This is a genomic window from Corynebacterium sp. UMB4614 (assembly GCF_030217065.1).
Taxonomy (GTDB): Bacteria; Actinomycetota; Actinomycetes; order Mycobacteriales; family Mycobacteriaceae; genus Corynebacterium.
Map to the genome: position 1 here is coordinate 240,616 of NZ_JASONC010000001.1, position 8,061 is coordinate 248,676.

6 protein-coding genes, 1 rRNA gene and 1 riboswitch are annotated in these 8,061 nt (G+C 62.8%); of the genes, 3 read left to right on the forward strand and 4 right to left on the reverse strand.

The window, feature by feature from the left end; all coding sequences use genetic code 11:
• Window positions 1–43 precede the first annotated feature (43 nt).
• From thiO to thiC, 4 genes are all read right to left on the reverse strand, one after another.
• On the reverse strand, window positions 44–1,264 hold the full coding sequence (thiO, locus tag QP413_RS01050; protein WP_284780144.1) for a glycine oxidase ThiO: 1,221 nt from the start codon (window positions 1,262–1,264) through the stop codon (window positions 44–46).
• 112 nt (window positions 1,265–1,376) lie between these two features.
• Window positions 1,377–2,543, reverse strand: coding sequence for an MFS transporter (locus QP413_RS01055; protein ID WP_148791676.1), 1,167 nt, complete (start codon window positions 2,541–2,543; stop codon window positions 1,377–1,379).
• 9 nt (window positions 2,544–2,552) lie between these two features.
• The gene (locus QP413_RS01060) at window positions 2,553–3,245 is read right to left on the reverse strand and encodes a thiamine phosphate synthase (protein WP_284780163.1); all 693 of its coding nucleotides are present in this window, start codon (window positions 3,243–3,245) and stop codon (window positions 2,553–2,555) included.
• 49 nt (window positions 3,246–3,294) lie between these two features.
• Window positions 3,295–5,115 carry a phosphomethylpyrimidine synthase ThiC gene (gene thiC, locus QP413_RS01065; protein WP_284780145.1) on the reverse strand — a complete coding sequence of 607 codons (1,821 nt, stop codon included), beginning with the start codon at window positions 5,113–5,115 and terminating at the stop codon, window positions 3,295–3,297.
• A riboswitch (TPP riboswitch) is annotated at window positions 5,115–5,228 on the reverse strand. It overlaps the preceding gene by 1 nt.
• A 172-nt stretch (window positions 5,229–5,400) precedes the next feature.
• On the opposite strand from thiC, the gene QP413_RS01070 reads away from it, so the two are divergent.
• From QP413_RS01070 to QP413_RS01080, 3 genes are all read left to right on the forward strand, one after another.
• On the forward strand, window positions 5,401–5,574 hold the full coding sequence (locus QP413_RS01070) for a Trm112 family protein (protein WP_041628482.1): 174 nt from the start codon (window positions 5,401–5,403) through the stop codon (window positions 5,572–5,574).
• A gap of 31 nt (window positions 5,575–5,605) precedes the next feature.
• A complete protein-coding gene (gene tyrS / locus QP413_RS01075; RefSeq protein ID WP_284780147.1) occupies window positions 5,606–6,916 on the forward strand; it encodes a tyrosine--tRNA ligase in 1,311 nt (436 codons plus the stop codon).
• 859 nt (window positions 6,917–7,775) lie between these two features.
• Window positions 7,776–8,061, forward strand: a 16S ribosomal RNA gene (locus QP413_RS01080); the annotation flags it as partial.

Genomic DNA, 8,061 nt, shown 5'->3' on the forward strand with positions numbered 1-8,061 from the left:
GGCGTTCTCTTGGCCCATTATCTCCCAGTCGCGTGCCACTGGCTCAGTGCGTTTCGGTCGCGAAGCGCTCCCAGCGGCACGCCTCGAGGCTCACCCCGGCCGCCTCTGCGGCCTCGCCCAACGCCGCATCACCATCACCAGCGCTGAGCCCCAGGTGTGCCGTCACCTTAGCGCCCAGTGCAGACAACAGAATGCCGTGCCGGAAGTATCCCGCCGAGATGACCACATTCCCGCTGGTCTTGCCGATCAGGGGTAGGTCGTCGGGAGTGCCTGGGCGTTCCCCGGCGAGCGCCTCGATGAATTCGCAGTCCTCGATGCCCGGCACCACGCGGATGGCGTCGCGCAGCAGGGTGTAGACCCCGTCGGCAGCGGGTGCCCGCCGTTCGTCCTCCCGTGTCGTCGCGCCCACGGCGATCGTGCCGTCGGTGCGGGGGATGACGTAGATTGGCCGATCCTCGAAGAAACCCCGGATCACGCGCTCCACCGGGGCGGGCCGGCCTTCGGGGACCCCGAGGCGGATCAGGTCCCCGCGCACGGGCCGCACCGGCAGGGCAGGGGCGCCGTTGAGTTTTGCTGCCCCCACGCCGTTGCAGACGTAGACGCTCCCGCTAACACTCACCGCCGAGCCGTCGGCGAGACGGACCGCGGTGCACCCGCTGTCTGGTCCTGCGTTACGGAGGTCGGCATCAGAACCCGCCGCTTCGCTGCTGTGCACCAGCCCGGTCGCTTCCTGCTCCACGAAGGTCGCGCCCTTCTTTTTCAGGACGTCGACGGCCGCCGCGCAGTACAACCGGGGGTTGACTTGATGGTCGCCGGGGATCTCCACGGCTCCAGCCAGCTGCGGGTGCAGCCCAGGCTCAAGTTTGCGGGCTTGACGCACGGGCAGCCGGGTGGCCGTCATCCCGTGGGCGCGCTGGTGCTCCAGCAATTCGGCGAGGTGGGTGGCGTCGGCGCGGTCAGCAGCGACCACGAGCGTGGACTCCTCCCGATAACCGGTGGGAAGGTCCGTGTCTGATTCCACGGCTTCGCGCAGCGCCGGCCACAGCTCGGCGGCGCGGATCATCAGGGGGTAGAGCTCCTCCTGCCCGTACTGCACCTCGGCGACGGGGGCGAGCATGCCGCCCGCCACCCACGAGGCACCGCTGATCGGGGCTGGGTCGATGATCGCGATATCGGTCGCGGGTACCCCGGCACGGGTCAGCTCCACGGCGGTGCTGAGACCAATGATCCCGGCGCCGATAATCACGTGCTCGTAGCTACTCAAAGTGTCATTCTTTCTAGCGGCGCGCTTGCGCCACGAACTGCGTGGGCTGCAGAAGCGCATCCCGCGGTTGTAGATAGTGCTTCTCGGAAAACGGACAAGGTCTTCGGCTGCCTCATGTGCGGTTAAGGTAGCCAGTTCGGATCTGCCAGCTGCGCAGCACTGCAGCGGCCACCGCGATGGCGGTCAAAACGGCGAAGGGGACTGACGGACCCACTCGCGGCTCCAGCACCTGCATCAGCGGAGGCAGGGCGAAACCCACGTAGGTTGCGACGTAGTAGGCCCCGAGGACGCGGCCACGGTGCGAAGCAGGGGAGTAGGCGTTGACGTCCAGTAGACCGTCGCGCAGGCAAAGGCCATAGCCGAGCCCGAGCAGCACAGTGGCCAGGAAGAATAGCGGCAGTGAGGGGGCCTCGCCGCCGAGGGCGACGACGAGGAAACCGGCCCCTGCGCACAGGATGCCCACCACTCCGGATCCCGGGCCCCAGCCCCAGCGACGCCCGGCCGCTTGGATCGCCAGACCCGCGCCGAAGCCCACCGCTGCGGCGATCCCAGGCAGGAATACCCCGGTCTCGAAGTATTCAGCGACCCGCGCGGCTAATCCCACAAAGGCCGTGGTGATCGCCGCGAAGACCCACATCGCCACCGGCACCGAGGTAGCCAGCGCCTTGCGGGGTGAGGCACTCGGATCGACCTGCGGATCCTCCGCGACGGCCAGGATCCGCCGGGGCATGTCACCAGTGCGCAGCGAAAACACCACGGCCATGAGTGAGGCGATGATGCTCAGCACAAAAGGCAGCCAGAGTGGCGAGAATGCGAACTCGGCGAGCCCGGAGATGACCGGCCCCAGTGCGAAGCCTGAGGTGAGAACGATGCCAGCGAGAGTCGAGCCCGCAGCTCCATTCAGCCGGGCCGCCCACGCGGTGCCCGCGCTGACGACAAGCCCTACACCCAGTCCGACGATGAAGCGGCCGGTGAGCAGCCCAGGCGCCCCGTGGAAGAGCATGAGGATGCTGTTACCCACCACCGCGATGAGCGAGCCCGCCAATGCCACCAGACGTCCGCCGAACCGGTCGGCCAGCGCACCGCCGACAAGAAGGCTCGGCACCAAACCCAGCGCGTAGATCCCATATGCGCCGTTAACCAGCAGCGGCGACAGGTTGAGTTGCTCGCGCAGCGCCACGAGCACGGACGCGAAGTGATTCGCCGACCAGCCCGCGGTGAGCAGGAGGGTAGCAACGCTGATAAAGACTCGGCGCGCTCTCGTTCCGGGTGTGCTCATAGGCCCTATCTAACGCTCGTTGGCCCCCGAAAACTGGGAAATCACGCTTGCGGCATAGGCCTTCGGATCCTCGGCCTGCATGATTCCGCGGACGATCGCCAACCCAGCCACACCCGTGGCAGCAAGATCTGCGGCGTCCTCGGCGCGGACGTCTCCGATCGCGACGACCGGCACCTCGGAGGCTGTGACCAGCGCAGGGTAGCCTTCCAGCCCGAGTGGATCGCGGCCTGAGTTTTTCGTCGGGGTGGGGCGGTAGGGCCCAGCACCGACGTAGTCGATGACGTCCGCGTAGGCGTTTGCGCCCTCCACCAGTTCCAGGGTGCCGGTGGTCAGCCCGATGATCGCGTCGTCTCCCAGCACAGCGCGCGCCAGGCGCGGGTCGATGTCGTCTTGGCCGATGTGCACGCCGTGGATGTTGTGCTCTGGCATGAGGGCAGCGGCGACGTCCACGCGGTCGTCGATGAGGACCAACGTTCTCGAGTTCGTTTCGGCGACTGCCGCTGCGATCCGGATGGAAAGCTCCGTAAGCTGACGCACCGTGATCGGCTTGCTGCGCACCTGGATCACCCCGGCACCGCCGGCTGCTGCCTCAGCGGCGATCCGGGTGATCTCCTCGCACTCCTCGTCCCAGTCGAGGTCTGGGATGCGACCGGTGACGAGGTAGCAGGTCAGCGACCGGGGGTCTAGTGCGCGGGGAGTCACCGCCTGCGCGCCCTGGGCCGGGCCTGCGCCCGGCTGGTCCCCACCGTTATCAACTGTGTTGCACACTCGCATCATCCTCCAAGTAGATCTGCCCGCCACGTTCCAGGAACTCAGCGGACTTTTCGTCCATGCCAGCCTCGACTGCCGCGAGGACGTCCGCGTCGGCATGTGCTGCGTCCTCGGGCTGGCCGATGCTTGGTAGCCCCAGGTCTGCGGCCATCTTGTCGCCGAATTCGTCGCGAATGTCCTGGCTGATGCGCATGGAGCAGAACTTCGGGCCACACATCGAACAGAAGTGAGCGGTCTTCGCGGGCTCAGCCGGCAGCGTCTCGTCGTGGTACGCCTGCGCGGTGTCGGGGTCTAGCGAGAGCGCGAACTGGTCGTGCCAGCGGAACTCGAAGCGGGCCTTACTCATGGCATCGTCCCACTCGTGGGCGCCGGGATGGCCCTTGGCCACGTCTGCGGCGTGCGCGGCGAGCTTGTAGGTGATCACGCCGGTCTTCACGTCGTCCTTATTCGGCAGCCCCAGGTGCTCCTTCGGGGTGACGTAGCACAGCATCGCGGTGCCACCGGCAGCGATGTTCGCCGCGCCGATCGCGGAGGTGATGTGGTCATAACCCGGTGCGATATCCGTGACCAGCGGCCCAAGGGTATAGAACGGCGCGCCCCCGCACCATTCCTCTTCCTTCTCGTTGTTGATCTGGATCTTGTTCAGCGGCACATGTCCCGGGCCTTCGATCATGACCTGGACGTCGTAATCCCAGGCGCGCTTGCACAGTTCGCCGATGGTCTTCAGCTCCGCGAACTGGGCGGTGTCGTTGGCGTCGGCGATGGAGCCTGGCCGCAGACCGTCACCCAGGGAGAACGCGACGTCGTAGGCCGCGAAGATTTCGCACAGCTCATCGAAGTTCTCGTAGAGGAAGGACTCCTTGTGGTGGGCCAAGCACCAGCCCGCCATGATCGACCCGCCGCGGGAGACGATGCCGGTGACACGCTTGGATGTCAGCGGCACAAACGGCAAGCGCACGCCTGCATGCACGGTCATGTAGTCCACGCCCTGCTCGGCCTGCTCGATGACCGTGTCGCGGAAGATCTCCCAGGTCAGGTCCTCGGCCACGCCACCCACCTTCTCCAGTGCCTGGTAGATCGGAACGGTGCCGATCGGAACAGGGGAGTTGCGTAGGATCCACTCGCGGGTGGTGTGGATGTCGTTACCGGTGGACAGGTCCATGACGGTGTCCGCGCCCCAACGGGTCGCCCAGCGCAGCTTGTCGACCTCCTCGCGGATGGAGCTGGTCACCGCGGAGTTGCCGATATTGGCGTTGATCTTGGTGAGGAACTGGTTACCGATGATCATCGGCTCGGATTCCGGGTGGTTGACGTTGTTCGGGATGATCGCCCGGCCGGAGGCCACCGCCGCGCGCACCTTCTCGACGTCGCAGTTCTCGCGCAGTGCGACGAACTCCATCTCGCGGGTGACCTCCCCGCGGCGGGCATAAGCCATCTGCGTCACGCGCTGCCCCTGCTTCGCTCGAAGTGGTGCGCGCTTCTCGCCACGCCATTCTTCGCTGGCTGCGCCGCGCTTGGCGGCCCGGGTGCCGTCGTCCAGCAGGTTGCGCTTCCGGCCCTCGTATTCCTCGACGTCACCGCGTTCCTGGATCCACTCGCTGCGCAGCGCGGGCAGGCCCACCTCCGGCTCCGCGTAGGGACCGCGGGTGCGGTAGATCTTCACCGGCTCGTTCGGTCCAGTGGGGGAATCGTCCAGGTCGATCGCGGTCTGCGGCACCTCGAGACCGTTGACCCGCAGGGGTGCGTAACGGTGCTTTGGGTGAATTTCGGACGCGTAAATATCTGCGTTTTGCGCGCTCATAAAGAGCCCCTCCAACTTCCTTCGCTGGTGCTAACCAGACAGGTTCAGACGGTTCCGCGCTGCCATGCGCGATCTCAGCCCCAGCCACATCAGGGGCGCCCGTATTTCGGTACGGCACCCACCATAGCGAACGCTTCGGACACGCAAACAATGAGTGAACCTGAAGCAGCAGCCAGGCGAGCGCGGCGTCCGAAAACAAGGGCAAAGAACACAGGGGGAGAGGGAGGAGTCCGGGTAAGGGTAGCCAAGCGAACGGTCGGAAAAGATGTCGCTACAATGAGACGCATGATTGATCCGAAGCTTCTGGAGATCCTCGCCTGCCCGCAAGACAAGCAGCCGCTGGAGGATCACGGCGACTATCTGGTGAACCCGCGGCTGGGACGTGCTTATCCGGTCTCCGATGGCATCCCGGTTCTGCTCACCGATGAGGCGGTCGACTGGCCGCTGGCAGAAGCTTAAAAACGATCACACATCTTTGACGAGGAAAAACATGTCTAACGAGACGACTCAAAACTCCAACCTGGTTGATGAGCTGCAGTGGCGCGGGCTGATCGCCGACTCCACCGACCTTGATGAGCTCCGTGAGCAGCTGAAGAACCCGACCGCGGTCTACTGCGGTTTCGACCCGACGGGTGATTCCTTGCACGCCGGTCACCTGGTTCCGTTGCTTCTCCTGCGCCGTTTCCAGCTGGCCGGGCACAAGGCTTTCGCTCTGGCTGGTGGCGCCACCGGCATGATTGGCGACCCGCGCGATGTGGGTGAGCGTTCCATGCTGACCGAGGAGCAGGTCGCCGCAAACGTGGAGCACATCAAGAAGCAGCTGCGCGCTTTCCTCCTTTTCGAGGGCAGTCCTGAGCTCTCTGAGGCAGGTCAAAAGCTGCACGCCGCGACGCTGGTCAACAACGCTGACTGGATCAGCAAGATGTCCGTGATCCACTTCCTGCGCGACCTGGGTAAGAACTTCTCGCTGAACACGATGCTCTCCCGTGACACCGTGAAGCGTCGCCTCGCTGCCGACGGCATCTCTTACACCGAGTTCTCCTACATGCTGCTGCAGGCGAATGACTTCGTTCACCTGCACCGCGAGCACGACGTCTGCGTGCAGGTCGGTGGCTCTGATCAGTGGGGCAACATCGTGTCCGGTGTAGACCTGGTCCGCCGCATGGACGGGGATTCGGTCCACGGTCTGACCGTTCCGCTGGTCACGGACTCCGAGGGTAAGAAGTTTGGCAAGTCCACGGGTGGCGGGAACCTGTGGCTGGATCCGGAGCTGACCAGCCCGTACAGCTGGTACCAGTACTTCTTCAATACCGCCGACGCCGACGTGGTGAAGTTCCTGAAGATGTTCACCTTCTTGGAGCGTGAGGAAATCGACCGCCTTGCCGTTGAGGTTGCCGAGCGCCCGTTCAAGCGGGAGGCGCAACGCATTCTCGCCCAGGAGATGACTGCACTGGTTCACGGTGAGGACGCCGTCGCCAAGGTTGAGCTGGCTGCCCAGGCACTGTTCGGTCGCGCTGACTTGAGTGAGCTCGACGAGCAGACTCTCGCCGCGGCACTCCAGGAAACGACGGTCGCGGAGGGCGCTGTTGGCGTGAGCCTCGTCGAACTGCTCGTCGCTTCTGGTCTGGAAAAATCCAATGGCGCGGCTCGCCGAACCATCAAGGAGGGCGGCGCGTACGTAAATAACGAGCGCATCGAAGACGCCGAGTGGACCGTCTCTGCGGAGGATCTTCTGGTTGGTGGCTGGCTCGTGCTGCGTAAGGGGAAGAAGAACTTCGCCGGCGCGAAGATCAGCTCCTAAGCGTGAGTGCCGCCCCGCCGGTTGTGGAGTAAAGCCCCGCGACTGTTGAACAAACCCGGGCATCGTTAATCAAGACGATGTCCGGGTTTTCTGCTTCCACCTGGGGTTTTGTGTTTGTTGTGGGCTGTGTGTAGATTATTGATCTGCAAGGCCGACGGCGCAGACGCCGGGTGGTTGGATTTCCCTTTCGGTCTTGTTTCTTGTCACCGAGTGTGTGAACGCCAAGTGATCGTGAGTTTTCCTCCGGTTTGCTTCTGGTTCATGTGGGTGATAGGGTTGGAATCCGCCTCAACGTGAAGCTCCACAGTGTTGTGGTTGTGGATTGTTGTGTGCATATGTTGTTTGAGAACTCAATAGCGTGATGAACCAAGCAGATCAACGGTTCTGACACACAGTTTTTGTGTGGTTGGGATTTGTTTGATTTTTTATACATGACTTGGAACATGATGATGCAGTCTGCTCTGACGCGCCACCGTTGTTGGTGGTGGGGAGTGGTTGATACGTGGGTGTTGTTCATGCCACCGACTGTCGCTTGATGCACTGTTTAGTGTGTTTCGGGGGCTTTGCGAAAAAGTCCTTGATGCAGGTGTCTACACAATTGTTTGTTGTGTAGTGATGGTCGTTAAAAATTGTGGCATAACCAGCTCGACACACTATTTTTTGTGGTGTGTGGTGATTGGTTGTGAATACGCCTGAAGCTGTACCAAACGGTTTTGTTTGGTGTGGTTTTCGTGTCTACTTATCAAGGATTGTTGTCATTTGTTTCTGAGTGACGATGTTAATTTCTTGTCAGTAGTTCTTTTTTATTTTTTGTTTAGCCAGTTGATGTTGGCTCTTCATTGTTTTGGGCCTCATGGCTTTTATGGAGAGTTTGATCCTGGCTCAGGACGAACGCTGGCGGCGTGCTTAACACATGCAAGTCGAACGGAAAGGCCCCTGCTTGCAGGGGTACTCGAGTGGCGAACGGGTGAGTAACACGTGGGTGATCTGCCCTTCACTTCGGGATAAGCCTGGGAAACTGGGTCTAATACCGGATAGGACCAATCTTTAGTGTGGTTGGTGGAAAGTTTTTTCGGTGGAGGATGAGCCCGCGGCCTATCAGCTTGTTGGTGGGGTAATGGCCTACCAAGGCGACGACGGGTAGC

Bases quoted from the DNA above. Each gene is read 5' to 3' on its own strand.
- QP413_RS01070 (WP_041628482.1), top strand. From the start codon at position 5,401: ATGATTGATCCGAAGCTTCTGGAGATCCTCGCCTGCCCGCAAGACAAG.
- QP413_RS01055 (WP_148791676.1), bottom strand. From the start codon at position 2,543: ATGAGCACACCCGGAACGAGAGCGCGCCGAGTCTTTATCAGCGTTGCT.
- thiC (WP_284780145.1), bottom strand. From the start codon at position 5,115: ATGAGCGCGCAAAACGCAGATATTTACGCGTCCGAAATTCACCCAAAG.
- tyrS (WP_284780147.1), top strand. From the start codon at position 5,606: ATGTCTAACGAGACGACTCAAAACTCCAACCTGGTTGATGAGCTGCAG.